Genomic DNA, 1,390 nt, shown 5'->3' with positions numbered 1-1,390 from the left:
GATGCGGACCAATTCGGGCCCCGCCTTCTCAAGGCAGGCCTCTTTGGAAAAAACATCGACAATCCCACCGCAGGTGATCGCCACGAGGGGCGGCCATATCGACCACCGCCGAAGCATTGCGCGTGCTATAGCCCAATGAGGTCCTGGCAGGACCGCAGGCGCCCGGGCCATCATGTCCAGGCCAGTCTTTCAAGCACCGTCCGGTTGATCTCGACCCCAATACCGGGGCGGTCACTGACATGGACATGGCCACCCTGATGGCGGATCGGCGCATCGACCAACTCATGCTGAACCGAGACCTCGAAGGGTTTCAGCTCAAAAAGCCGCGTATTGGGCGAGACAAGCGACAGATGCAGGCTGGCGGCGGTCAAGACAGCAGTGCTCCAAGCATGGGCATTCATCACGACGCCGGTTTCCGTGCAGATCTGATCGACCTTGCAGAACCCCGTCACCCCTTCGGATCGGGCCGGATCGACGCCAAGGATGTCAACCGTCCCGGTTTCGATCAGACGGCGGTAGGCCGAGACGGTATACTCCCGCTCGCCCGTGGCGATCGGCACTGTGACCGCGGCCTTCAGCGCGCGGTAATCTTCGATTAGGGTCGGATAGAAGGGCTCTTCGATCCAGTCGATGCCCAATTCGCCCATTGCCCGCACGGTCTGAATCGCGGTCTCTCGGTCCCAGATGACGCCATTCCCGGCATCAATCATCAGCGTGAAATCAGGACCAAGCGCTTCACGCAGCATCGCCACGAAACGGATATCGGTCTCGGGGTTTCGGCCCACATCCGAGAGCCCCTTTTTCCCCATGCCCAGCTTGGCACTGAGATAGCCTTGGTCACGGAAATCCACCACTTCGGCGACATTTTCCTCAAGCGTCGCCTTGTTGACATGGCTGCTGGCGCAGGCAGGCAGGCTTTCAACCCGCTTGCCGCCCAAAAGCGCATAAAGCGGCAGGCCGCGTTCCTTGCCCAAGATATCCCACAGCGCCATATCGATAGCAGACAGCGCGATAGAGGCGAGACCGCCTTCACCATACCACCAAGAATGGGCACGCATCTTCGCCCAGGCCTCTTCGATCGTCAGATCCCCGGCCTCGCGCAGCATGGGCGCAAAGCCGTGATCAATCAGCGCCTGCGCCGCCATTGTCGCCTCGGGCGCAAGCGTCACCGCCTCGCCCCAGCCGGTGACACCGCCTGCCACTGTGACCTCAACCAAAAGCGTGGATTTCACGCGGTTGAAATCATTGGTGTCAGTATAGCCAATAGGCCATGTTTTGATCGACGAAATACGCATACGGTCAGCCTCCCCGCTGATCTGCCCCTTTAGCTCAACCTTTACGGGTTACGAAGCGTGTTTCGAGATAGGCTTCGATGGCTTCGGATCCGCCT

General features: G+C 60.0%; 1 protein-coding gene. It reads right to left on the bottom strand.

Annotated features, from left to right (window positions below):
• Positions 1–170: 170 nt before the first annotated feature.
• Positions 171–1,295 carry a mandelate racemase/muconate lactonizing enzyme family protein gene (locus Q9295_RS17940; protein WP_306681958.1) on the bottom strand — a complete coding sequence of 375 codons (1,125 nt, stop codon included), beginning with the start codon at positions 1,293–1,295 and terminating at the stop codon, positions 171–173.
• Positions 1,296–1,390: the final 95 nt, after the last annotated feature.

Source organism: Pseudogemmobacter lacusdianii, assembly GCF_030848395.1.
GTDB classification, from domain to species: Bacteria; Pseudomonadota; Alphaproteobacteria; order Rhodobacterales; family Rhodobacteraceae; genus Pseudogemmobacter; species Pseudogemmobacter lacusdianii.
The sequence above is the reverse complement of the archived record's forward strand: the minus strand, read 5'-3'. Positions and strand labels throughout refer to the sequence as shown.